Here is a 25,554-nt window from a genome sequence, read left to right as displayed (position 1 = left end):
GGAGTTCTTAAACAATGGTAAAATGGTGGAAGCAATCGACATTTTATGAAATTTATATGCCGAGCTTTAAAGATGGAAATGGTGACGGAATTGGTGACTTTGCGGGGATTACCTCCAAACTCGATTATTTAAAAGAACTAGGGATTGATGGATTGTGGCTTACGCCGTTTTATCCATCACCAAAGGTTGATAACGGCTATGACATTTCCGACTATTATGGGATTGATCCAGATTATGGAACGATGGCGGATTTTGAAACGTTTATTCAAGAAGCACATCAACGTGGTATCAAGGTCATTGCAGATTTAGTGCTCAATCACACTTCTTCTGATCATCAATGGTTCCAGGAGTCAAAGTCCTCAAAGGATCATCCGAAGCGTGATTGGTATATCTGGAGGGACGAGCCGAACAATTGGGAATCCTTCTTTGGAGGCACGGCATGGGAATATGACGAAGAGACGGATCAGTATTATTACCATGCTTTTGCGAAAGAACAGGTTGATTTAAATTGGGCTAATCCTAAAGTGAAAAGTGCGATGTTTGAGGTCATGAAATTTTGGCTTGAAAAAGGAGTAGACGGTTTCAGGCTTGATGTCATAAATTTCTTAAAAGTTAATGATCAGTTTGTGGACAATCCATATGATGGGGAACAAGTCCATTTATACGATAAAGATCAAGAAGGTGTTTTAACCGTTATTTCGGAAATTGCGGAGTTTGTTCATCAGTATCCTGATAAATTCCTTGTTGGTGAAGTTGGATCTGAAGATTTGGATATTCTCAAGCAATATTCCGGGCTTGGTATGTTAGATGTTGTGTTTAATTTTAATATTGGAAGCATTGGCGAGTTTGATGCGGATAAGCTGTTTCAGCAATTAGCGGCAACGGAGCAGGTTTATGATCCTACGCAAATTCCAACCCTGTTCTTTTCCAGCCATGATATGTCGCGGCATATTTCAAGATTTGGCGGCGATGAGGATCGGGCCAAACTTGTGGCAGCGTTAATGCTGACGGCCAAGGGTGTTCCTTTCATTTATTTTGGTGATGAAATTGGGATGCGGGATTGGATAACGGATGATATCGGGAAAATGAAAGACGTGCAAGGAATCATGGGCTATCAGCTCGCCTTAGAAGCGGGGAAGTCACGTGTTGAAGCGCTGATGATTGCGAATGAAAAATCGCGTGATAAGTCACGTACCCCGATGCAATGGAATGCGCATGCCAATGTCGGTTTTTCAGAGGGGCAGCCATGGATTACGATTCCTGAGGATGGATACAAAGTTACTGTTGAAGACCAGATAAATGACCCGGAATCGATGCTTTCTTTTTATAAAAAATTGCTGAAGCTGCGAAAGGAACATTCATCTCTACAGTTCGGAGATTATGAATTTTTACGAAATGAAGATGGAATGATCTATTTCGTCAGAACGGATTCAGTTGAAAAAGTATTAGTAGTTTTGAATTTCACTGATCAACCCAAAACGCTTGAAGTGGAAGTAGCAGCCACAATGAAGTTGTTACTTTCGACAAAACGAACGGGGTTGGATCGTGAAAGTGTAGTAACAATTTTAGCAAATGAAGCAGTGATCCTAAAGGGGGATATAGGAAATGGCCTTGTTAAGGAAAGGTAATGCTCAAACATGTGAACAGCTTTTAGAGGAATATACTTCAAAAGTACAACCAACCCATCCTGAAAAAATTGTCTTCTCAGGCATTGGAGAAAATGATGTTTATAATATTAGCGCACCGTTTGAGGATGCAGGGGAGCTTGTGATTGCAGGAAGAGTGGAATCACGTGACAGCGAACACTCAAATGTGTACTTTTTCGTTGAACGAAATGGCGAATGGGTGCCTAGGGATGGTGCCCCTGTTCTTGAATTGCAAGATCCATTCTTTACGCGTATCGCGGGAGAGTTAGTAGTGGGGGGCGTTCAAATTTTCCCTCACCCAACGAATGAAGGACAGCACGGTTGGAGAACTGTTTTTTATAAAGGTCAATCGATTTCCAGTTTGCAGGAATTTGCGAAAGGTCCGGACGGGATGAAAGACCTCAGGCTTGTTGAACTAAAGGATGGCAGTATTGGGGTATTAACAAGACCTCAAGGAGAAAAGGGTGGAAGAGGAAAAATTGGCTGGACTCGCATCTCTTCATTATCTGAACTGACCATTGATGTGGTCAACGAAGCGCCGTTACTTCAAGGGCAGTTCATTGACGAAGAATGGGGCGGAGCGAACGAACCGCATCTTTTAGGAAATGGTCTTGTTGGAGTATTGGGACATGTTGCCTCCTTTGATGGTGAAGGAAACCGCCACTATTACCCAATGGTGTTTGCCCTTGATCCGGAAACAGAAGCCATTTCTGATATGGAGCTAATTGCAACAAGAAGCCAGTTCCTTCCTGGTCCATCGAAGCGACCAGACTTAATTGATGTCGTCTTTAGTGGTGGATTAGTTCGAAAACCTGATGGCACAGCTGATATTTATGCAGGAATTAGTGATGCAGAAGCTCAAAAAATTACCATCGTCGATCCGTTTTTACAATACGAACGGTAAATCCTAAAACAAAGGAGTAAATAAAAATGAATGTATATAGATATGAAGAGAACCCTCTAGTCACTCCAGCAGATGTGAAGCCGCATCGATCTGATTTTGAAGTTATTGGTGCTTTTAATGCAGGTGTTACAACCTATGATGATGAAATTATCATGCTTCTTCGTGTAGCAGAACGACCAATTAGTGAAGACCCGAATATCGTTAAATCGCCAATTTATAATCCCGAAAAAAACGAACTTGAGATTTTAGAATTCCGTTTAGATGATCCTACGTATGACTTCTCTGATCCACGTGTGATTCGAAAAAGCGGGGAGATACATTCATGGGACTATTTAACATCTATAGCATACTTGCGAATTGCAAGAAGCAAAGATGGTGGTCATCATTTCACGATTGATGAAAATCCGTTAGTTTACCCATCTAATGAGTTAGAAACATTTGGGATAGAGGATCCAAGGATTACTAAAATTGAAGATACTTATTATATCTATTTTAGTGCTGTTTCACCTGTTGGTGTGGGAGAATCGATGGTTTCCACGAAAGACTTTGTGTCGATTGAACATCATGGAATGATTTTTGCACCGGAAAATAAAGACGTCTTAATTTTTCCGGAAAAAATTAATGGAAAATACTATGCGATCCACCGTCCTGTACCAAAAAGTGTAGGGATGCCAGAAATGTGGATTGCTGAATCCACAAATCTTTTGCACTGGGGTAACCACAAGCATTTACTAGGGTTACGTCCGGGGATGTGGGATAGCGCACGTATGGGCGGAGGAGCCGTTCCATTTAAAACAGAAAAAGGCTGGCTGGAGCTTTATCATGGTGCAACTGAGGATCACCGCTATTGTATGGGGGCAGTATTACTTGACTTAGAAAACCCAACGAAGGTCATTGCCCGTTCAAATCAACCGATTTTAGAGCCTGAAGCAGACTATGAAGTTGAGGGGTTCTTTGGAAATGTAGTCTTTTCATGCGGTGCTGTTGTTGAAGGTGATGTAGTTAAAATGTTTTACGGTGTAGCCGATACATCAATGGCATGTGCAGAATTAAGCTTAAAAGAAATCTTGGATTCATTGACTTATCTATAATTTGAAAAAATAAGTGCCAAAATCGCGAGACTGATTTTGGCCTTTTTACTATGTTTTAAGTTTAGATAGGCTTCGCTAGTAAAACTGATATATTGTAAGTATTTTTCAATGGCAGGTGACGAACTATGAAAATAAATGATAACTGGAAAATAAAACATTTTGATGTAGGGGATGCACGTGATCTTGAGGTCGCTGCACCTGAATATATTGATTACTTTTGGATGACAGCATCAGTACCTGGTGATGTGCATTCAACGCTGATTGATCGTAAGTTGATTGAAGATCCTTTTTACGGACACAATGATTTGAAATGTCAGTGGGTAGAGGAAAAGGTTTGGTGGTATCGCAATACTTTTGAGTTTAATGATGAAGTTAGTAAAGACCACCGTTATGAGTTGATTTTTGAAGGTCTGGACACATTTGCAACGGTTTATTTAAATGGTGTGGAGCTAGGTTCAACGGAGAATATGTATATTAGTCACAGCTTTGAAGTAGCACGGGAGCTGAAGCAAGGGAAAAATGTTCTGGCGGTAAAATTTGATCCAGTCCATGTTCATGTGAAAGACAAGGTTCAATATTATTGGTCAGGATTTAGCAAGAAACGAATCTGGACGAGGAAAGCCCAAAGCCATTATGGCTGGGACTGGGGGCCACGCTTAGTTGCTGCAGGGATTTGGAAGGAAGTTCATTTAGAGAAGAGAACTTTCGCGAAAATTGATCATGTTTTTGCGAAAACGAAATCAATTTCTCCAAACAAAGCGATTGTCGAGGTCGAAGTGGAAATATCTTCATTTAGAAAAGATAAAGATTATGTGGTCGATGTTAACCTTTCCTATGGGGGAGAAAGTTACTCTACTAAAGGAAAAGTAGACCGCAAACAAGCAACAGTTGTATTGGAAGTGGAAAATCCAAAGCTATGGTGGACACATGACATTGGAACACCTCATCTTTATCAATTACAGGTTGAATTGCTTGCGGATGGTGTGAAAGTGGATGATCACCAAGAAGACTTTGGGATTAGAACGATTGAAGTACTGCGTAAGGATGAAAACGGAAATCATTGTTTTACCTTTGTATTAAATGGAGAAAAGATATTTGCTAAAGGTGCAAATTGGATTCCGATCGATAGCTTCATCGGAGCTGTTCCAGATTCCCGTTACAGGCACTTAATCAAGATGTCCAAGGATGCGAATATGAATATGCTTCGTGTTTGGGGCGGCGGAATCTATGAAAAAGAAGTTTTTTATGACGAGTGTAATCGGCTTGGCATTTTAGTCTGGCAGGATTTCATGTTTTCCTGTGCGCTCTATCCTGATTACAATAAGAACTTTATGGCCAACGTCAAAGAGGAAATCATTCATGTCGTTAAACGGCTGCGTAATCATCCTTGCTTGGCACTTTGGTGTGGAAACAATGAGAATGATTGGCTGTATGAAGCGTTGTTTTCATCAGGTGAAATCACTCATCCTTTTTACGGAGAAAAAATCTATCATGAATTAATGCCTGAATTACTCGAAGAACTCGACCCAACTCGTTTGTATTGGCCAAGCTCGCCATTTGGTGGAAATGATCATAACTCAAGGGAAGAGGGAGACACGCATAATTGGCAGGTTTGGCACGGGAATATTGAGCCTAGAACGTTTGGTGAACCGCAAACGGTGAATTACAGTGTCGAAGGTCTGTCATTTAAAAATTTTAAAAATGATACGACACTCTTTGCGAGTGAATTTGGCATGCATGCTTCTTCTAATCGCTATACATTAGAACGAAATATCCCGAAGGATCAATTTTACTGGGGAAGCGAAGAAATGGCCTATCGCAATAAAGATATCCACCATCCAAAAGGAATTTTGCTGATGGAAGGCTATACAGGAGTTCCCAATGATTTAGATGAGTACATTTCTTTTTCGATGTTAACGCAGGCAGAAGGATTGAAATTTGGCATCGAACATTATCGACGTAACAAACCACATACAAGCGGGGCGTTATTTTGGCAGCTAAATGACTGCTGGCCGGGTACGAGCTGGTCTGTCATCGATTATTATTTATTGCCAAAGGCTTCATATCATTATGCCAGAAAGTTCTTCAGTCCGATTCTTTTAACGATTGACCATGAGCCTGGAAAAGAGCTGAAGCTATGGGTTGTAAATGACTCTTTAGAAGCTTATGAAGATGAAATAGAACTCGCTGTTTATCAAATGAATGGTGAAAAAGTTTTTTCAAAGCAATGGACGGTGTCAGTGCAGGCTAATGTTTTAGTGCAAGTGGATGTTGTTCTAGAGCAAGATGCACTTAGCGGCCTTCAGCCAGAAGAGGCGGTCATGGTCCTCCGCTCAAAGAGTAATAAAACCGAAGAAAACTTCTATTATTTCCGCGATCAAAAGGACGTAAGATTTGGAGATTCGAAATTAATTGTTGCCATTGACAGAGAGAAAAATGAGTTGGAGATTTCAACGAATGTGTTAGCCAGGATGGTAACAATTGAACTGGATATGGAGCAGCTTGTGATTGAGGATAATTTCTTTGATTTACTGCCAAATGAGAAACGAACGATTAAGGTGAATCAGGCTCATGGGAAAGAGGTTCCTTGGGATACATTGAGAGTGAAGGCGATCAATAGTGAGAAAATAAAGGAGTGTTGATTATGAAAGCAGCAGTGTTGCAAGGGACAAAGCAACTTGAGGTATTGGATTGGACGTATCGATCACCTATTGCGAGAGAGGTAGTCGTCAAGGTTAAAAGCTGTGGTATTTGTGGTACCGATCAGCATATTTATCATGGTCATCCAGGTTCGGCTGAAGTCATACCGCCGATTGTCCTCGGTCATGAACTGGCTGGAGAAGTGGTGGAAGTTGGGGCTGAAGTATCGACACTACAAAAAGGGGATCGTGTATCAATTGACCCGAACATCTATTGTGGAACATGTCAGTATTGCCGCAGTAATCGAGCTCATTTGTGTAATCATCTCCAGGCGGTAGGGGTAACAAGAGATGGCGGTATGGGTGAATTTTGTTTGGTGCCAGAAGCCAATTGTTACAAGATTCCTGACCAAATGACGTTTGAAGAGGCTGCGCTTGTAGAGCCATTAGGCTGTGTATTACATGGTTTTAAAAAGGTTCAATTATCCCCTTTAAGTAAGGTGCTCATTATTGGCGGCGGCTTTATTGGACAATTGTTTTTGCAATTGGTGAAACAGCAAACTGTACAGTCGATTACCGTAAGTGAGCCTGCTGAAAATAAACGGGAGATTCTCTATCAGCTCGGTGCTGACGAAGTGATTCAGCCCATGACCGCTTCTAATCTGGAAGCTGATGTGGTGATTGAATGTGTGGGCAGAGCGGAGAGTATGGAGCTGGCTGTTAAATCTGCAGCAAAAGGCGGCCAAGTGTTACTGTTTGGAGTAGCTGCACCTGAAACGATGATTTCTGTTTCGCCTTTTGAAATTTTTTCTAAAGAACTTACCATCAAGGGCTCCTTCGTGAATCCCTTTACACACGATGAAGCTATTTCGTTGATTGCAAAAAAAGTGGTGGATGTTGGAGCGCTCATTTCTCATCGTTTTACAATTGAAGAGTTGCCTGAAGCAATGGCAGGATTCACGAATCTTAAAGTTTCAAAAGCAGTCATTAACCATTAGTTGGAGAGGTTGCCGGCGGCTGAGCCGGCTCTGCTGCAAAAGGAGAACCATAAATGTTTCAAATTTTTAAGTCTTTTTCTACAGAATTGAAGTTTTATTTACTGATGAATGCCTTATTTGGCTTCGGAACAGCCTTATCAAGTATTTTTCAAAGTGTATTTTTATGGAAACTAGATAAAACGTATTCATTGCTAGCCTATTATAGTTTGTATTGGTCAATCGCCATCATCTTTTGCTTTGGACTTTGTGCATGGGTGGCGCGGAAAACGAGCCCTATGATTACCATGCGCCTAGGGTTTGTCTTTTATCTGATTACGTATTTAATTATGCTTATTTTTCATGACACATTACGTGAGCATATCCTATTGTTAGGACTTTCAAATGGGTTGGCGATGAGCCTTTATTATGTTGGCGTACATATGGCCGTATTAGATTTAACAACAAATGATAAGCGGGACCAATTTTTATATGTACAAGGAATCTTATTTACTATCGGAGGGGTCATCGCGCCGATTCTGTCAGGGATTATCATCTCGCAATTCGAGGGTATGAAGGGTTATTATGTCGTTTTTATTGGTACATGTCTATTCTTTTTTATTTCCTTTTTAACCTCTTTAAAAGTGAAGGGAAATCCCATTACAACAAAGAGTTATTTTTGGGATGTCATTAAGAATCCATCACGGGAATGGAAGAAGATGTATAAGATCATGTTAGCCGATGGAATTGTATCGGGTGTGTATGGGACCTTTTTAGTCACAATGATAACATACAAAATAGCTGGTGGAGAGTTGAGATTAGGAGTATATAATACAGCAGTTGAGCTTGTGGCCATTGCTACATTTTATGTGCTTGCTAAATTTTCTAATCCAAAATATCGTCTCGCAATTTATGCGATTGGTTCGGTAAGTTTATTTTTGAGCTCTGTTTTGATATCAGTCTTGCCTGTTCTTATTTCGTTGATTATTTTTGGCATTGTTTCACCTGTAGCCTGGAATATGAATACCACTTCGATGAATGCCATGATTTATGAGGCAATTGAGAAGGACCCCAAGTATAGGGAGAAGCGCTTGGACTATATCATTATTCGTGAAATTCCATTAGGGGTTGGAAGAATCATTGGTGTATTTTTGTTTTTAGCTATGAGAAAATACTTTGATATAGAACAGCTTTTACCGATATCGTTTAGTCTTTTTCCGTTTGTATATGTCATCATGATTCCATCATTATATGCTATTTGGAGAAAATCGAAAGAAGGTTCAATGCTTAGTTCTAATAAGACATAGATATTGGGGGGATTTTTTTATGTTGGGTGCAATAGAAGCAGGCGGGACAAAGTTTGTTTGTGCTGTCGGTGATGAAAAGGGAACGATTATCGATCGAATTCAGATTCCAACGACTGTTCCAGAGGAAACGATTCCGAAGGTAATTGAATTTTTTAAGCAATATTCGATTAAAGCCATTGGGGTAGGTTCTTTCGGCCCCATCGATGTCATAAAGGAAAGTCCTGCATACGGATTTATCACCTCTACTCCCAAGCCGGGCTGGAGAGATTTTCCTTTTGTGAATAAATTACAAGAGGCTTTTTCTGTTCCGATTGGATTCAATACTGATGTGAATGCAGCGGCTTTGGGAGAAGCTAAATTCGGTGCGGCGAAAGGTTTGGACAGCTGCTTGTACATCACGGTTGGTACCGGGATTGGCGCCGGAGCGATTGTGCAGGGGAAACTCCTTCAAGGACTGTCTCACCCAGAAATGGGGCATATCCTTGTAAGGCGCCATCCAAATGACGAGTATCAAGGGAAGTGTCCTTATCATCACGACTGCTTAGAGGGTCTCGCTGCCGGTCCAGCGATTGAAGCCCGTTGGGGGACGAAAGGTGACCAGCTTGTTGACCGGTTGGAAGTTTGGGATTTAGAGGGTTATTATCTTGCCCAAGCATTGATGCAATTTATTTTGATCCTTTCACCGAAAAAAATCATCCTTGGCGGAGGAGTGATGAAGCAGCAACAAGTGTTTACTTCGCTTAATAGGTATCTAAAGGAATTTTTAAATGAATATGTGTCTTTGCCAGAGCTAACTGATTATATTGTGAGTCCTGGTTTAGGTGATAATGCGGGAATTACGGGAGCTTTAATGCTTGCTTATCAAGCGTTTCAAGAGGAATTTATACATTAATTTATTTCTGGAGGGATTTTTGTGCAGCCACTATTTTTAAAGCCTGTTTTTAAGGAGAGAATTTGGGGCGGAACCGCCTTGAAAAAAGAATTTGGATATGAGATCCCATCAGACATTACAGGAGAATGCTGGGCGATTTCCGCTCATCCGAATGGTCCTTCCATCATTGAAAACGGACAATATGCGGGAGTGACACTGGATAATCTATGGCGTGAGCACCCTGAACTTTTTGGGAATCCGAAGGAAGAGGTTTTTCCGCTGTTGACCAAGATTTTGGATGCCAATATGGATTTATCGGTGCAGGTTCATCCTGATGATGCCTATGCTAAGGTAAATGAAAACGGCGAGCTGGGAAAGACTGAGTGCTGGTATATTATTGATTGTAAAAAAGATGCTGATATGATTTTCGGTCATAATGCTAAAACAAAGGGAGAATTAATCCAGCAGATCAATGAGGGAAAATGGAACGAATTGCTGCGCCGTGTGAAGATTAAGCCGGGAGACTTCTTCTTTGTGCCAAGCGGAACAATCCATGCCCTATGTGAAGGAACGCTGGTATTAGAAACACAGCAGAGCTCGGACACTACTTACCGTGTGTATGATTATGACCGCAGAGATGCTGAAGGAAATTTACGTGATCTTCATTTAGACAAAGCGATTGAGGTAACCACCGTGCCGCATCAAGATGCGATGAGCACACCGCGAATGGTGGAGCATGAAAATACCGCAATTACCACTTTTGTAGAATCCGAGTTTTTCTCTGTTTATAAATGGGATGTCTACGGGAAGGCTTCGTTCGCATTTAATGAGCAATATTTACTTTTCAGCGTTATTAAGGGCCAAGGCTCACTCTCTCATAATGGTGAGAAGTATGAATTAGGGAAAGGAACCCACTTTATTATTCCTGTTGGATTTGGCGAGTTTGAAATAGATGGAGAATGCGAAATCATTGTTTCGCATACGTAAGAGGAGTCCACGGGGACGGTTGAACCGTCCCTGTGGAGTTATTCCTCATATATCATTTTCCTTGTCATACCACCATCAACAACAAGGTTTATCCCTGTTACAAAATCATTCTCTTTGGCTGTTAAATAAAGACAGGCACGAGCAATATCATCTGGCTTACCTACACGCTTTGATAAATGCTGTTCATGATCAAGTTTGCTTAATTTTGAATAATCTCCTGTTTCTATCCAACCAGGGGAAATAGCATTTACCGTTATCCTATCATCACTTAATGAGGCGGCGAGCGCATGGGTGATGGCAAGGATTCCACCCTTCGTGGCAGCATAAGATTCTGAATTCGGTTCTGACATGATGGCTCTTGTAGAGGCAATATTGACAATCGAGCCGCCATCCTTGTTATGTCGCATGTATTTTGCTGCTTCCCGTGATGCCAAGAAAACGCTCCTCAAATTGGTATGGATGACATCATCCCATTCTTCAATCGATGTTTCATAAGGAGATTTGAATAATGCCTTTCCTGCATTATTAATTAAAATATCTATCTGGCCATATGATTGAATGGCCGATTCCATTAACCGGATAATATCTGATTCCAGTCTTACATCTGTGTTTACGAATAGCGCTTCTCCACCACGATCCTCGATTATCCTCACTATATTAGCTCCAGCTTTTCCATCAATATCAGCCAAGATTACATTGGCGCCTTCTTTTGCATATTGAATGGCAATTCCTTTACCAATTCCATTCCCTGCGCCTGTTATGACTACCGTTTTATTAGAGAAACCCAATATATTTACGCCTCCTTTATTTAAGTTTAAGATAACACAAAAAATCCGTTGGACCATAGGGGCCGTTCTTTTTTGAAAAATAAAAATGCTCAGAGCAAAATCTGAGCATTTTTATTTCGGATAAAATCCACTCTGGTTCACTATATTAACCTGGTCCCTCTTTTCTTTTTAAAACAATTTCTCCCATGTTTTCGGTCCAACGATTCCATCAGCAGATAACCCGTGAGCTTTTTGCCATGCTTTCACGGCTGCTTCTGTTCTAGGGCCGAATATCCCGTCTGCTGTGATCCCCAATTTAGCCTGAATTAATTTGACATTTTTCTTATCGGATGAGCCTTCTTTGATTAAATGCCCAGGATACGAAGGGGCAGGAGTTTTTATAACTTCCTCCAGTTTAGCTTTTGTTTCAGGACCTACAATGCCATCGACAGAAAGACCGTGACTTGCTTGGAAGGACTTAACTGCTTGAAGTGTTTCTTCCCCAAAATCACCGTCGGCTCCGTAACGCGGTAGCTTCTCGCCTGCTTTCATAAGGTACTCTTGTAGAGTTTTAACATCCGAACCTTTATCGCCTAATTTAAGTAAATTGGGTTGTGTAGATGTAGATTGACGCTCAGGCTGGAATGCAACAGGCTGTGCTATTGGATGGTTTGTACCATAATTAGCAACTTGTCTGAGAAAAACGCTTTTATCAATTCCTGTCCCAGGGCAGGTCTTTGCTGCATGTTCGCGGTGAAACATTATTTCTGCTCCACACTTAGTAGTAAGAAAATACTGCAACTTCAACATCGAGGCAAGCTGTGCTCCTTCCAACTTGTCTTTTCCAATGTCAAAGTTCCCTAGCATTTCTGTCATAAATGCCCCTGTATTATATCCGACAATTCCAGCAGGGGTCTCATTAAAAGGTCTGCCTGTGACAAATAATCCGTCTGGCATTAGGGTAACATGTTGACCGATATCGTCCCATCCTCGACTATTGACATGATAATTCCTCATAGCATTTTGTAAGGCGATATGGTTTTTTCCGTTGAAATCGCTGTGACTTGGTTCCCAGGTGTGGTGGACTTGAGAATATTTATACTTCCTGCCGCTTAACCTTGAAATTAATTGATCAACAGTTAAGATTTCAAAAGCCATTATTTATCCTCTCCTTTATTACCATTTATGCTTATCAAAGCCAAATCGGGAGGGCTATCCTGGCTTTTGGGCTCTTTTTTTAAAAAAACAGGACCAATTAGGAAAGGGCAATAACTTGAAAAATAAAAATGCCCAGAGTAAAATCTGAGCATTTTTACGTTTTAATTCAAACAGTAAAAATATTTTCAATTATGACTTATTAATGCCTTTTTATTACGCGTTGGCCAGAAATAACCGATAATCGCACCAACTATGGCAGGTAAAATCCATCCAAGACCAATATTATTGAGTGGTAAATAATCTACATAGATTGCTTTAATGGATTCGAACAAATGGATTGTCGCTCCAGGTAAGCTGCTGACTAATGTGCTGTAACCATCGAAGAAACTTACACAGAAGGTTAGCAGCATAGAGGCTGCATAAACACTTTGCTTATGTCCAAAAGCTGATGAGGTGAGCGCTAATAAGATCAGAACAATCGCTAACGGATACAATAGCATTAATACCGGCACTGCATATTGAATGATATTGTTTAAGCCGAAGTTGGCGATGATGAATGATAAAAGACATAGTATGAGCACGAATCTTTTATAGCTTACTTTCGGAAATACACTATGAAAAAATTCACTGCATGATGTAATCAGTCCAATGCTCGTTTTTAAACAAGCGAGTACGATAATAATTGCCAATAAAATAACCCCGAATGAACCGAAATAATGCTGCGCAACGGCCGCAAAGATCAAACCGCCATTTTCAAATGTCCCGATTGCAGATACGCTTGATGCCCCCATATAGGTAATGAGTCCGTAAATCAGCATCATAAGGACCATTGCGAAAATGCCTGATTTCCAAGTTGCTTTCGCTATCGCCTTCGCATCGGTGATGCCTTGTCCCTTTATCGCATTGATGACGACAATACCAAAGGCAAGGGAGGCAAGTGCATCCATCGTATTGTATCCTTCTTTAAAGCCAGTGATAAAAGCTAACCCGCTATAGTCACCTGTTGGCTTGCCGAAGTGACCCATCGGTTTGACGATCGCAATGACAATTAAGATGAATAAAAACACTAAAAACGCCGGTGTTAAATATTTTCCGATATAGTTGATAATTTTCGCTGGGTTCAATGAGAAATAATAGACGATTGCAAAAAACACAAAGCTAAAAAGCCCGAGATATAAACTGCCGTGCTCTGGATTGATATACGGTTCGAAACCGACCACGAAAGGTACCGTTGCTGTACGAGGAATCGCGAAGAACGGTCCAATGGTTAAGTAAAGGGCCATCGCGAAGACAACACCAAATAGTGGATGGACCCGACCTGCTAAGTCACGCAGTCCATTACTCCCTGATAGACCAAATGCTAAAATCCCCATAAAGGGTAGACCTATGGCCGTGACTAGGAAGCCAATTAATGCCGGCCAAAAGTTTGAGCCAGCTAGCTGGCCCATTTGGATAGGGAAGATTAAATTACCCGCTCCAAAGAACATACCGAAAAGCATCGTACCAATAATGGTATAAGTTGAAAATGAAATTTTTTGTTGCATCCATGTTGCCCCTTCTAGCTGAATTTTAGATATAGGAACTTGCATCCTTAGTCCAAGGAAAGCAGTAGTACACCTATAGCACTTCTCTTCTGTCTATTATACATAAAAATATCGTGTTGGTAAGCATGGGGACAAATCTAGTTTAGTCACAACCCAGAGTACCTTTTCAAACTAGACACACTTCGAGGTTCTTTTTATGGACCCAATGGAATAAAACCAGAACTGGAAGGAGCTGAAGGCAGTTTTAATTAATCGTTTGTGTAATGTTGAAAAAAGAGAAAGAATGGAGAATTTTGTGATATAGCAAAAGTGGAATCATTTTCTGGGGAATATTGTCCCTTTTTTAGAAAATGTTTAATGATTTTCTCGACATATATTTTGTACCAAGTGGACTAAAATTCTTTCATAGCAGTGCTTTCTATCTGTTTAATCAAACGATTATTTAGTATATCACATACGAAAAATGGTCGATATCTGTCCAATTAATATTCCGGAAACGGCGAATCCCCGCCTAAATTTCTAGGCGGGGATAGTAGTTTTTAAACCGTGAGAACCGTCCCCGTGGGACCCGAGGCAACCGCTGATTCATCGAGCTGCTTTATCATGGCAATAAACGGTTCGATGAACTGAGGGTCAAATTGCTTTCCAGCGCATTCGCGTAACTCGATGATGGCTTCTTGAAAGGTTTTTGTTTTTTGATAAGGCCGCTCGGTTGTCATCGCGTCAAATGAATCAATGACACATAGGATTCTAGCTAATTTAGGGATGGATTTTCCTGCTAACCCGTAAGGATAGCCCTTCCCGTCATAGCGTTCATGATGGAGTTCGACTAATGGTATCAAGTCTTCCAATTTCTTATTCGTTGAAATGATTTCTTTTCCCCAGGTAACATGCTTTTTCATGATTTCCCATTCGTGAGGATCAAGCTTCCCCTTTTTATTTAAAATATCCCGCGGGATTTCAATTTTTCCGATGTCATGGACGATTGCTCCAAGAATCAGCGTTTTGCGCTCCTGTTCACTTAAGTGAAGCCTTCTTGAAAAATCAACCGCATATTGATAGACGCGTTTACTATGACGATAGGTATAAACATCTTTTGAGAGGAAGATTCTCAATTGAGATTCTGCTTCTTCCAACTCTTTTTCAAGGGATAGAGAGTGTTGGACAGAATACTCCGAAATCCCGTTATAAATTTGTACAAGATTTTTCCCTTGGTTTTTCACCGCATACATGGCTAGATCAGCCTTGTTTAGAAGTTCAGAAATGCTGTAGGTTTCTTTTTCGCATTCGGCAATTCCACATGAAAAGGACAAACAGCCGTAGGGAAGACGTTCCACCCCGTTATAGTAGGTGTCATTGGCTTTTTTTCGCAACTCATTCATGAACGAATAAGCGGTATTGCGAGTTGTATTGGGCATGGCGATGGCAAATTCTTCACCGCCATAGCGGGCCACGATAAAATTGGCCGAATCGGCCTCGTTTTGCAAAAGGGCCCCGAATTCCTGCAGGAGTTGGTCTCCTTGGATATGTCCGTACAGGTCATTGTATTTTTTAAAATCATCGATATCAAGGATGGCTACACTTAAGGGCTTATCACTTGCTTTTGCCGCATCCACTTCTTTTTGTAGGATTTCCTTAAAATAACCGTGATTATTAAGGCCAGTGAGCGTGTCTTTGTTGGCCTTATCAAGGGTTTCCTGAAACAAGCGAAAATGTTCATTAAATGCCACGGATAACAGGATGGCAATGCATACAAACAAGACAAGGCCCAATTTAGTATCTTCCTTCAGAAGAATTCCTAAAACTATGGAAAGTAATAATGTACTAAGATAAGAGACTAAAAACGTTTTATCCTTTACAATTCCACGCATTAATTGAATGGAGCTTTCTGTTTGCTGCAGGAAAAAATAAAAACTAATTAAAATGGTGTTTAAGATAAAATAGGTGGTTAGTGAAACCAAATAAGGCAATAAGTTCTTTGCATGTATATCATCATCTACATTTCCATTAGAAAAGATAAATAGATAGTTGGCAAGAATGATCATGATACTATAAATGGAAAAATTGAATAAGTGTTTCCACCAGGCGGTCTTCCATTTAATGATGGTGTAAATCAATGAATTAATCAGTAAGACTTCTAATGTTTGATTTAGCCCATATAAAAAAATACTTGCTAAGTAAATGGCAGAGTCCATAGATATGGAGTTTCCGTCGGGAGGAATGGGGATCGTGTAATGATTTAGCAGTATAATGGCACATACAAAAATAAGAGTAGTAACCCAATTTGTTGAATTAAGATCGCTGAAGGGTTTTAAAAGTATAAATCCCAAGCTTCCAAGTAATGAAATCATAAATAAATATAGATTAGCAGGCTGCTTTATTCTTTCCAAATTTAATCACTCATATCTAAAAAAATATTAGAAAGGAGAAGTTAGCGCTATTCCTTCTCCTTGTTTCCATTAAATAAGTTTCATTCCAGATGTTAAAGCTACAATCATTGATGCAATAATAATGGCATTTACTAAAACACTAGTCAATTTGATTCCTTCTGATTGTTGTTGTTGTTTCATTTTGCTTCACCCCCTTTCATGGAGAGTGATGCTTTCTGCCTCTTTGCTGCAGGGTGTTTAACCATCAGGTATTGGATAAAGAGGAAGGCGCCGATATTCATGATAATATCGCCGATGCTGATAATCTGTGTTCGTGGGTACGGTTTAGTGATTGGAATGATATCTCCTAAAAATCCTAGATTAGTAGAATCAATTAAAGCCGTATGTTTAGCATAGAGTTCCTCTTTCAGAACATCGAGATAACCAGGTTCTAAAATAGAAGCGGCCTCTAAGGAAACTGGCATTCTCCCACCGTTTAGGGCCATGACGATAAAGTTAAGAAAAACACCGATGAAAATGAGTGTAAATCCTGGGTTTTTACGGTTCATTATTAAAAAAAGTAACCCCAGTATATACACCAATATGTAGATATAACCGCTGATCTCTCCAAGAGTTTTATGGCCGTTTTGAAGCGAAAACACGGTAAGCTCCACGACTAATAGTAGAGGAAAAATCCACCCCCACGTTAACTTTAATTGTGCAAGCGCCTTCATATTCCCTTTTCGAAGGAATCCTACAATAAAAGATAAAATAATGCCGTCAAATACCATCAACTGTAACCTACCTATAATAGAATATAATACTATTAATAAAAAGAGTTGAAAAATTCCATGAAGGAAAAATATTCTTAAAACAACAACAAATCTATCTAATCAAAAATACCTAGAGAAAGCAATCCCTAAATTATTAGCGTTTATGTCAAAAATGTGGACGGGTGACCATGGGGACGGTTCGTGGCGAAACTAAACTAATCAGAAACCATGAGAACCGTCCCCTCGGCACTTCCAAAACAAAAAAGGACCGGGCGGTTTGTTTGCCCGGTTTTTCTTATGGAAATATATATCAAAGGAAAATTCTTTGTACAAACCAAATGGCTCCCAAGGTCACAATGGCATATGAACCATAGACAACAATTTTTCGTGTGCTTTTAAGCTTATATAGTAACGATAACAATGGGAGAAACAATAAAACAATCGTAAGTTGAACGGCTTCAATGCCGAGATTGAAATTAATTAAAGCAACGGCCAAATGGCTTTTTGGGATCGACATTTCGCGGAGAATGCTTGCGAAACCAAGACCGTGAATTAACCCGAACAGAAATGTAATGCTCCAGCGGTGGCGGATTTCCTTCCTGAATATATTTTCGACCGCCACATAACAGATACTAAAGGCAATAGTCGCTTCTACAAATCGGGATGGCAGAGTAATCCAACCTAAAACAGCTAAGCTAAGGGTAATACTGTGTGCAATCGTAAAGGAAGTAACGATGGCCGCATATTGTTTAAAGGTTTGCTTTCTTAGTAACAAGGCAAATAGGAACAGCAAATGATCATAGCCGGTTAGAATATGCATCATTCCGAGTTTGAAAAAGGAGAACCACGAAGATGCTGCCGGCTTTTCAACTGGTTTAGCTGTATCCGGCTGTACCTGGCTAGTGTCGGGCTGCGTCGTTTGTCCTTGTTCTTGCTGGACTTCCGTTAGTAATATCGTCCAAGTCCGTTCCTTTCCCTGTAAAACAGCCTCACTTGTTTCACCCATCCACGATGCAGAGAGGAGATTGATATAGTTGGCGCCTGTATCATTGAAATAAAAGCCATCATTAAAAACGATCGTCTCACCTGGAGAAAAGGGCGGGAAACTCATATAAATAGAAAGGTATTCCTTATTTTCTTTTTTGACGAGCTTAAATTCTTCAACTTTTGCTGTTTGCTCTTTATTGTCCTTGTCTAGAGTAAGACCTTCTGTGACTAATTCCTCTAAATGGTGGCGATTCTTATTGATTTCGGATTTTTCAAGTACATAGTTTTTATTTTTATCAATAGCTGGAAGTAATTCGATGATTGATAAGGTATCAAGAGTAAAGACAATTTCTGTGTGTTTTTGATCCATTGTTATTTTTGTATAGCTAGCACTATAAGCATGCGCAGATGCGTTGGATGGTAAGGTTAGAAACGTTAGTAGGAAAAAGGATAATAATAACAAGGTTAGAGGTCTGACTACTTTGGGTAAATGTAGAATTTTGTCGCTAAACGAACGCACGGAAATCCTCCTAAAATTATTATATAAATATATCTTTAAAAAAAGCCAAAATAAGTACTTTATTCCATTCCCACCTTTATATAATCATATTCCAAGCCAATTTGTATACATGGAAAGAAATCTTTTATAATTTTTAGATAATAATCTCTCAACCCTATATCTTTTGGCCTAAGAATTTTGTAGAATAATAGAGTAATTGAGAATATTCGAAAGAGGGGCATCCTAAGGACATCTTCTTAATTATGTTATGAAAAATCTTTTTTAAAAGGATGGTAGATGAATGAGGGGAAGAAATAGGGATTTTAAGCGGTGGACAAGTACGTTCATGGCAGCTCTTCTATTGATCAGTACATTCTTGCCAAGCAGTTTAATTGGCAGGGCTCATGCTGAGCAAGCTGATCATGTTGTTATTTCACAAGTATTTGGTGCCGGGGGAAATGGGACAGGTACTGCATCATCACCATTTGCGCCATATAAAAATGATTTTATCGAGCTATACAATCCTACTGATCAACCAGTTGATCTAACAGGATGGTCCGTTCAATATGCCTCCTCTGGAGGAACAGGTTGGACAGCCACTCCATTGACTGGAACAATCCAGGCTCATGGATATTACCTGATTCAAGAAGGCGGGGGAGCTGCAGGAGTGGACCTTCCAAAACCAGATGCTACCGCTACAATTTCAATGGGTGGTACTTCTGGAAAGGTTGCTCTATTTAAAGATAAAACGACAGGAGCTACAGGAGCAAAACCAGACGGTGCAATAGATTTTGTTGGTTATGGTACTGCAAATGCATTTGAAGGATCAGCTCCAACAAAGGCCCCATCAAATGTAACAAGTGTTCAGCGTAGACCATACGCGAACGTTGACCCAGCTTCTGGTAAAGGAAATGCTTGGGATACAGATGACAACGCAGCAGATTTCGCTGTAGGAACGGTTGTTCCAAGAAACACTGCAAGCCCAACTGAAGACCCAATGGTTCCAGTTCTAAGCTTACAGCCAAAAGGAACGAACATTCAATTTACACAAAACGGCACTTCAGCAAAAGTAACAGGTCTAGCTGAAGCTGCCGAAGCAAATTCTACCATTAAGATTTATGAAACCGCAACCAAGGGCACAGCTCTTGCGACTGGAACAGCGAATGCGGATGGTTCCTTTGATATTAACGTTTCAACAACGCTAACATCTGTCTATGTAGCAGCTACCCAGACAGGTCTGGCTGAAAGTGCGGCTATTAAAATTGATTTAGCGGCAGCAAGTGCATCTGTTGCACAAGCAAAATTAAGCTATGTAGTAGCTGATGGTGTAGGTACATTAATTGGTGGCGCCGGCGCTGCTGTAGCAAATGCTATCATCAATGTTTATCCAAATGAAACTGCTACAAAAGCAGAACGATTAAATACACAAGAAGTCAAAGCAGGAACAGCAGGAGATTTCTCCGTAACGATCAACAATGCTCCTAATACAGTCTATGTAACGCAAACTACAAGCTCTGCAACGGGAATCAAGTTAGAAAGTGTTCCTGTTTCGGTGACAAAAGCCGATACAACGGTTATTTCGAAACTTGCAGACGTTCGTGTTTCTGATACAAAAGGCCAGCCGGTAAACCTAAATAAATTCTTTACGGTTGAAGGTGTTGCTACTGTTAATAACCAAATTCTTGGGACACAAAAGCAAAACTTCTATCTTCAAGATGGTACAGCTGGTATCAACATTTTCAGCTCATCACTTGATGTTGGTTATAAAGTTTTAAAAGGTGATAAATTACGCATTACTGGTAAGGTTCTTGTTTATAATGGTTTAACGGAATTTGAACCGACTTCTATTGAGAAAATAAGTGAAGGAAACGCAATTCCTACACCAAAAACGTTAACCATTTTAGATCTAAATACGTACGCAACGGCTGAGCCAGTCGAAGGCAGTCTGGTAACAGTAACCGGTAAGGTTTCTGCTGTTACTGCTTCTGGCGCTAACTATAACGTTACATTTGTTGACGAAAATGCTAAAGCAACTACTTTAAGGGTAATGGGTGCGACAGGAATCAAACCTGATACGGACTTAGTAGTTGGAAAAAGCTATGTTGTTACGGGTGTTTTAGGACAGTTTACATCCAATGCTTCAGCAACAAATGGATACCAAGTATATCCACGTGATCTAAAAGATATTTCTTCCATTTTAGGCATCACACACACAGCTTTAACACAAGTATACAAAGAAACAAACGTTGAATTCGAAGCAAATGCTGATGGAGCAGAGTCTGTAACAGTTTACTATCGAGCAAAAGATACTACTGAGTATACAGCATTACCAATGGTAAATGGCGGCGACGGACGCTATACAGCTACATTAGCGGCAGCAAATGTGCCACAAAGCGGATTCGATTATTACATTGAAGCAAAAGCTGGTGCACAAGTCCAATCAGCTGGAACAAGTGCAGCTCCATACGCAGTTGCATTGGTTGCAGATGAAGAGGGACCAGCGATTACGGGTGAAACACCACAGTCTGGCGATAAAGTAGAAAGCCCAACACCAGAAATTTCTGCTTTACTAAACGACCCAAGCGGTGTTGACGATACAACCGTTCAATTCTGGCTTGACGGCAAGGAACTTACTGCCCCAGCCGCAACGATTAGCAAAACACAAGTGAAATATGTTCCTGAAACAGATCTTAAACTAGGAACTCATACGGTTAAGGTTTCAGCAAAAGATGGGAAAGGCAACCTTGCTGAAAAAGAATGGACATTTGAAGTGGTTCCACGTTTTACAGGCGGTCACCATTACCGTGGTACAACACACAACCACACGAATATTTCACACGATGGTGCGGGTACACCAGAAGATGCATTAAAAGCTGGTAAGGCCCATCATTACGATTGGTTCGCTTTCTCTGACCACTCACATGATATCGACCCTGAAAAATTAGGTACAGATACAGTTGATCGTAAAACGGCATCAGGTGCTTCTGTTCCAGAACGTTCAGGCGGATCACAATGGCAATTAACAAAAGACTTAGCTAAGCAATACACAACCAATGATTATGTTGTATTCCCTGCATTCGAAATGACTTCTACAACATGGGGTCACTCCAATATCTTCGGAACCGATAATTTTATCGACCGAAACATTAATGGCAAGCAATACCAAGATTTAAACCAATACTATGCATGGGTTATGACATACGACGATATCGTCGGTCAATTTAACCACCCAGATATGTCTGCAAATGCGTTTAATAACTTTAAACCTTATAACAAAGATGTAGATAAGCTATTTACAATGTTAGAGGTTGGTAATGGTTCTGGTCACTATGGTTATGCAAATGCTGAAAACAAGTTTTACTCAGCGCTTGATTTAGGCTGGCACGTTGCTCCTACTTATGGGGAAGACAACCATGAAGGAACTTGGGGCCAAGTTAATGCACGTACTGTTATCGTAGCGGACGATCTTTCTCAAGCATCCCTTCTTCACTCCATGCGTAATATGCGTGTGTACATGGAAGAAGATCCAAACTTCACGTTAGATGTACTAGCAAATGGCTACTACATGGGTTCAACAGTAGACAGCAAAAAATTGAGTTTCAAAATCACAGGAAGCGACTTAGTAGCTGAAGCACATAATGACAGCGACTATAACTACCTTCCAACATCTTATAAGTCTGATGATAGAATTCAAAAAGTAGAATTAATTACAAATGGCGGAAAAGTGGTAGATTCCATTACACCAATGGAAAAAGAATTCACTTGGAATCCATCTTACACTGTAACTGGCGGACAACAATGGTTCGTGGTAAAGGTTACACAAATGGACGGCGAACGCATTTACTCTTCTCCTATCTGGTCAAAAGAAGAGGCAGTTGATGTGAAAGTAAACAGCATCGATGTCGACGGCGGCGTAGTTGTCGGTGGCAACCCTGCTACATTAAAGGCAACTGTTGCCAACAACGGTACAGAAGTAGTGAAAAACCTTAAGGTAGACTTCTATTATGATGAAGTGAAACCTGAAAACTTAATTGGAACAAACAATATTTCATCTATTCTATCTAAAGGATCAGCTGCAGCAACAGCAACTTGGGCAAGCCCAATTAAAGGCGACCATAAGCTCATTGCCGTTGTTACCTCGCTTGATGGCTTAGATTTAGGTGATTCAACCTTTACAGTACCGGTTCAAATCAAAGAACCGCTTGGCATTAAAGTGTTAATTGATGCATTCCATGGCAACGAAAATACCAGTGCTGACGGCGGTACGTATAAAGACAATTTAAAAGCATTTACACTTATGCTTCAAAAAGAAGGCTATACAGTAACTGAAAACAAAGTGGCCCTTACTGACGATGTGTTAAGCAGTGTGAAAGTATTAGTTTTAACACACGCAAGAACGGCTTTAACAGCTGATGAAAATGCAGCCGTAGCGAAGTTCGTGAAAAACGGCGGTTCCCTATTAATGGCTGGAAAGAGCAATAACAGCGTAGACCCTACGATTAACAATACTTTATTAAGTGATATTGGCTCATCTATCCGCATGGGTAACGACGGAGTATTTGATGATAGCAAAACCGGTAACTTCTGGAGCGATCCAAAGGTTAGCCCTTATGCTGTTAGATTACATCCAGGATTAGTATCAAACTATATCACTGACCGCGTATCGTTTATCGATTACTACAGTGGTACAAGTTTATCAGGAGTAGACAATCAGCCTCTTACAGAAAGCGGTAAGGTTGTCATCCTGGCAAAAGGTAATGAAACAACCTACCAAGGCAATATCAAGGGTGGAACCACTTATGATGCCGTGTCCGATACAACTGGCGGTTCAGCTATTCCGATGATTGCTTCAGAGGAAATTGGCGACCAAGGTCGTATTGTCGTAACAGGTATGAATATTTTCAATGATAAACAAATGGATGAATCGTTTGAACCAAAAGGCAACGACGAATTCAGCTTTAACGCAATCAACTGGTTAGCACATCGCGAAGCGAAGGTTGCGAATATTGCGGATGTACGTACTTTAGCTGATGGTACAGATGTTGTCGTAGAAGGAACTGTTACAACTGGAGCAGGCAATTTCTTTGATGCATTCTACCTGCAAGATTCAACTGGCGGTATTATGGCATTCCAAGAGGTTCCAGAAAGTTCTCTTAAACTAGGCGACAAAGTACGCGTTTATGGTCATATTAAGACTTTCGAAAATAACAAAGAATTAGAGTTTACTACATTTGCAAAAGATGTTATTAAACTAAGCTCAGGAGATCCTATCCAGCCGAAACAAGTGGCTACTGGTGAAGCAACAACTGCTGCGAACCAAGGACTTCTTGTGAAGGTAAAAGGAACGGTTGTATCTAAGTTTGATGATAATTCTTATGTTATCAATGATGGATCTGGTGATGTATTAGTCTTTACAGACGGTTACATTGTGAATCAAAGCGGTCCAGTACCAGCTCTTTCAAAAGGTGACACGCTTGAAGCGGTCGGTTTATCAGGTTCTTTTGCACAAGGTACGCGTATTCGTGTAAGAGATACCAAAGAGTTAGTTGGGACTTTGGATACTGCAGCTCCATACGCACCAGTTGTAAATCCGGTGAATGACAAGGATGCAGCTATTTCGGGCACAACAGAAGCGGGAGCAACTGTGACCGCAAAAGTTGATGGAAAAGAAATCGGTACTGCCACAGCTGATGTAGAAGGTAAATTTACTATCAGGATTGAAGAGCAAACAGGCGGTACAAAAATTGTCATAACTGCTAGTGATGCTAGAGGTAATGAAAGTGCGGCGACGGAGGTATCCGTGATTGACTTAACTGCACCAGACGCACCAGTAGTGGATGGTGTAACGGATGCTGAGACTGTGATCAACGGTACAGCCGAACCTGGCGTTACTGTAACGGCAAAAGTAAACGACAATGGAATCGGCTCGGCTACTGTGGATGTAAATGGTCAATATTCGATTACTATTGCACAGCAAAAAGCTGGAACTAAGATTGTCGTAATAGCTACTGACTCAGCTGGAAATGTAAGTACTGCAGCGGAAGTAACTGTTACTGATGTAACCGCACCGGAAGCGCCAGTGGTCAACGGTTTGACAGATAATGATGTTGTTATCACTGGTACAGCCGAACCTGGAGCAAATATGGCTGCTAAAGTAAACGGTCAAGTGATTGGTACAGCAACAGCTGATGCAGAAGGTAAATACACGATTGTAGTCGCTAAACAAACGGCTGGTGCGAAGATTGAGGTAACAGCAACTGATGCAGCAGGCAATGTAAGTTTAGCTTCAGAGGTAACGGTACAAGACGAAAAAGTTACGAAAGTCACTGTAAAAACAGAAATTCCTGGTAAACAAGAATTTAAGAAGCCAATTACATTCACGGTAACGTCAGAAGGAAGTAGACAACCTGAATATCGTTTCTTTGTCCTTGATGAAAGAGGAAACCTAACTCTATTGCAAGATTATGGGGTAAGCAATACTGTGACCTGGACACCTAAGCAACCTAAAACGTATACCATAATTGTACAAGCGAAGGACAAGTATAATGTTGGTCTATTCTCATACTATTATGAGGCTCAAACGGAATTGACCTTTGATGTGGTAGCAGGTAAGGTGATAAAATAGCCAGTTAAAGATTCGCCAGTTCCAGCAATCCTTAATAATGATGGTTGAGTATTAAAGTTTTTAGTAATAGTGAAAAGTAAAGAATTACTGATTTATTTTTTTAAAGGGTACCAAAAGTTTAACTTTTGGTACACCCTTTTTTAATTGTTCGAATCCATTACCATTGAAGGATTTTATAAAATTTATTCCTCAATAATCTGGCTTTATGTTAATGTAAAAACTCTTAGGGAGAGTGAAAGAATTGAAACCCATTGATTAAGTACAAAATCCTAAAGAAGGCTTTACGATATAGAAATCGATTGAGTGTTAGAAAAATAAAAAATGACACTTAGTCAAAACATAGAAAGGAGAAAGCTGAATTATAAAAATGAATGAAGTTAAGACAAATAAAAAAGCCGATTGGAATTTTTTGA

15 protein-coding genes are annotated in these 25,554 nt (G+C 40.4%); 9 read left to right on the top strand and 6 right to left on the bottom strand.

The annotated features are described in order from the left end of the window. The first annotated feature begins 14 nt into the window (after positions 1–14). The 8 genes from ABES02_RS08470 (at position 15) to manA (ending at position 10,419) form a co-directional block, all read left to right on the top strand. On the top strand, positions 15–1,628 hold the full coding sequence (locus tag ABES02_RS08470; RefSeq protein WP_430132992.1) for a glycoside hydrolase family 13 protein: 1,614 nt from the start codon (positions 15–17) through the stop codon (positions 1,626–1,628). Next, a complete protein-coding gene (locus ABES02_RS08465) occupies positions 1,606–2,550 on the top strand; it encodes an MTP-1 family protein (RefSeq protein ID WP_430132990.1) in 945 nt (314 codons plus the stop codon). The genes ABES02_RS08470 and ABES02_RS08465 overlap by 23 nt, the downstream gene beginning before the upstream one ends. 26 nt (positions 2,551–2,576) lie before the next feature. Beyond that, positions 2,577–3,641: a BtaManbiosPhlase gene (locus ABES02_RS08460; RefSeq protein ID WP_430132988.1), complete on the top strand. Its 1,065-nt coding sequence runs from the start codon at positions 2,577–2,579 to the stop codon at positions 3,639–3,641. Positions 3,642–3,766: 125 nt separating this feature from the next. Beyond that, on the top strand, positions 3,767–6,283 hold the full coding sequence (locus ABES02_RS08455; RefSeq protein WP_430132986.1) for a beta-mannosidase: 2,517 nt from the start codon (positions 3,767–3,769) through the stop codon (positions 6,281–6,283). Positions 6,284–6,285: 2 nt separating this feature from the next. Next, positions 6,286–7,278, top strand: coding sequence for a zinc-dependent alcohol dehydrogenase family protein (locus tag ABES02_RS08450; protein ID WP_430132984.1), 993 nt, complete (start codon positions 6,286–6,288; stop codon positions 7,276–7,278). A 53-nt stretch (positions 7,279–7,331) separates the two neighbouring features. Continuing rightward, positions 7,332–8,561, top strand: coding sequence for an MFS transporter (locus ABES02_RS08445; protein WP_430132982.1), 1,230 nt, complete (start codon positions 7,332–7,334; stop codon positions 8,559–8,561). Between the two features lie 19 nt (positions 8,562–8,580). Further along, entirely contained in the window at positions 8,581–9,453 is an 873-nt protein-coding gene (locus ABES02_RS08440) for an ROK family protein (RefSeq protein ID WP_430132980.1), read from the top strand. Between the two features lie 21 nt (positions 9,454–9,474). Then, the gene (gene manA, locus ABES02_RS08435; RefSeq protein ID WP_430132978.1) at positions 9,475–10,419 is read left to right on the top strand and encodes a mannose-6-phosphate isomerase, class I; all 945 of its coding nucleotides are present in this window, start codon (positions 9,475–9,477) and stop codon (positions 10,417–10,419) included. Between the two features lie 38 nt (positions 10,420–10,457). On the opposite strand, the gene ABES02_RS08430 is transcribed toward manA, so the two are convergent. The 6 genes from ABES02_RS08430 to ABES02_RS08405 form a co-directional block, all read right to left on the bottom strand. Continuing rightward, positions 10,458–11,207: a glucose 1-dehydrogenase gene (locus tag ABES02_RS08430; RefSeq protein WP_430132976.1), complete on the bottom strand. Its 750-nt coding sequence runs from the start codon at positions 11,205–11,207 to the stop codon at positions 10,458–10,460. Positions 11,208–11,375: 168 nt separating this feature from the next. After that, positions 11,376–12,344: a peptidoglycan recognition protein family protein gene (locus tag ABES02_RS08425; protein ID WP_430132974.1), complete on the bottom strand. Its 969-nt coding sequence runs from the start codon at positions 12,342–12,344 to the stop codon at positions 11,376–11,378. 185 nt (positions 12,345–12,529) lie between these two features. Further along, positions 12,530–13,888 (bottom strand): branched-chain amino acid transport system II carrier protein, encoded by a 1,359-nt coding sequence (gene brnQ / locus ABES02_RS08420; protein WP_430132972.1) that lies wholly within the window; start codon positions 13,886–13,888, stop codon positions 12,530–12,532. A 539-nt stretch (positions 13,889–14,427) separates the two neighbouring features. Then, positions 14,428–16,083, bottom strand: a complete 1,656-nt coding sequence (locus ABES02_RS08415; RefSeq protein WP_430132971.1) for a diguanylate cyclase — start codon at positions 16,081–16,083, stop codon at positions 14,428–14,430. A gap of 371 nt (positions 16,084–16,454) precedes the next feature. Then, entirely contained in the window at positions 16,455–17,048 is a 594-nt protein-coding gene (locus tag ABES02_RS08410) for a DUF5317 domain-containing protein (protein ID WP_430133057.1), read from the bottom strand. 292 nt (positions 17,049–17,340) lie between these two features. Then, positions 17,341–18,537, bottom strand: a complete 1,197-nt coding sequence (locus tag ABES02_RS08405; protein ID WP_430132969.1) for a HupE/UreJ family protein — start codon at positions 18,535–18,537, stop codon at positions 17,341–17,343. A 280-nt stretch (positions 18,538–18,817) separates the two neighbouring features. Between ABES02_RS08405 and ABES02_RS08400 the strand changes: the two genes are divergently transcribed. Further along, positions 18,818–25,141 (top strand): Ig-like domain-containing protein, encoded by a 6,324-nt coding sequence (locus ABES02_RS08400; RefSeq protein WP_430132968.1) that lies wholly within the window; start codon positions 18,818–18,820, stop codon positions 25,139–25,141. Positions 25,142–25,554 lie beyond the last annotated feature (413 nt).

The organism is Neobacillus pocheonensis (assembly GCF_050477905.1).
Lineage (GTDB): Bacteria > Bacillota > Bacilli > Bacillales > Cytobacillaceae > Neobacillus > Neobacillus pocheonensis_A.
The sequence above is the reverse complement of the archived record's forward strand: the minus strand, read 5'-3'. Positions and strand labels throughout refer to the sequence as shown.